Genomic DNA, 1,259 nt, shown 5'->3' on the forward strand with positions numbered 1-1,259 from the left:
TACTGCAGTGGTCTAATTTCCCCGGACACCTCGATAAGTGGAAAATACATTTATCGAGGAGTTTTTCATGACCAGAAAACGCAATAGGTTTGATGACAGCTACAAATTGGAAGTCGTAAAGATGGTCAAGGATCAGGGCCTGACCGTTCCGCAGGTTTGCCAGGACCAGAATCTCGGTGAGACGGCCGTGCGACGGTGGATCCGCCAATACGACGCTGAACAGTTGGGCCAGGCAGGGATAGGAAACCCGCTGACGGCTGAGCAGCAGCGCATTCGGCAGCTGGAGCAGGAAAACCGGCAGCTCAAGACGGACAACGACATCTTAAAAAAGGCTACCGCCTTCTTTGCCCGCGAACTGAAGTGACATACCGCCTGGTTCGGCAACTGCAACAGAAGGCTTATTCGGTGGCGCATGTCTGTCGTTTGCTGAACGTCAGTCGATCAGGTTTTTACGAGGCCAGAAAGCGTGCAGAAGCGCCTGTTCGGTTAAGTTGCCCCGTTGTCGTGCAGCTAAAGGCAGCGTTTGCCGCGAGCGACGGCTGCTCCGGCAGCCGCCCATTAACCAAGGCTCTGCGGGCCAAGGGCATGAAAATAGGCCTCTATAAAGTCCGCCGACTGATGCGAGCCAACGGTTTGCGCTCGGCGTGGAAACCCAAGTTTGTGCATACGACCGACAGCAAGCATGACCTGCCAATCGCCGAGAATGTATTGAACCGTCAGTTTGAACCGCAGGCTATGAATACCGCTTGGGTCGCCGACATTACCTACATACGAACGCGCAGCGGCTGGCTTTATCTGGCCGTCGTGCTGGACTTGTTCTCGCGCAAGGTGGTGGGCTGGGCGATGGCCCCCAACATGCCTGCAGAGCTGGTGTGCAGCGCGATGCAGATGGCCGTCGCGCAGCGTCAACCTCCACCTGGCCTGATCGCCCACTCCGATCGCGGCAGCCAATATGCGAGCGCAATCTACAGATCGCTGCTGGCCAGACAGAACATGCAGCAAAGCATGAGCCGTAAAGGTAACTGCTGGGATAACGCGGTGATGGAACGCTTCTTCCTGAGCCTGAAAATGGAGCGGGTATGGCGGCGTAATTACGCCAACCATGGCGAAGCGATACGCGACATCACTCAATACATCGTTGGGTATTACAACAACGAGCGGCTGCACTCGAAACTGGGGTACCTGCCACCGACCGTTTACGAACGGACGATGGCGTTGAGACAACCTATCGAGGTGTCCGGAATTAGTTGACCACTACA

Annotated in this window: 1 protein-coding gene; it reads left to right on the top strand. The window is 55.8% G+C overall.

All coding sequences use genetic code 11. The features are described from left to right. The first annotated feature begins 67 nt into the window (after positions 1 to 67). A protein-coding gene (locus ACQKEN_RS25385) for an IS3 family transposase (protein WP_427689487.1) occupies positions 68 to 1,251 on the top strand; the annotation gives its coding sequence in 2 pieces (ribosomal slippage) (positions 68 to 332 and positions 332 to 1,251; 1,185 coding nt in all). The last annotated feature ends 8 nt before the right edge of the window (positions 1,252 to 1,259 follow it).

The sequence above is a fragment of the Pseudomonas sp. NPDC078416 genome (genome assembly GCF_050268485.1).
Taxonomy (GTDB): Bacteria; Pseudomonadota; Gammaproteobacteria; order Pseudomonadales; family Pseudomonadaceae; genus Aquipseudomonas.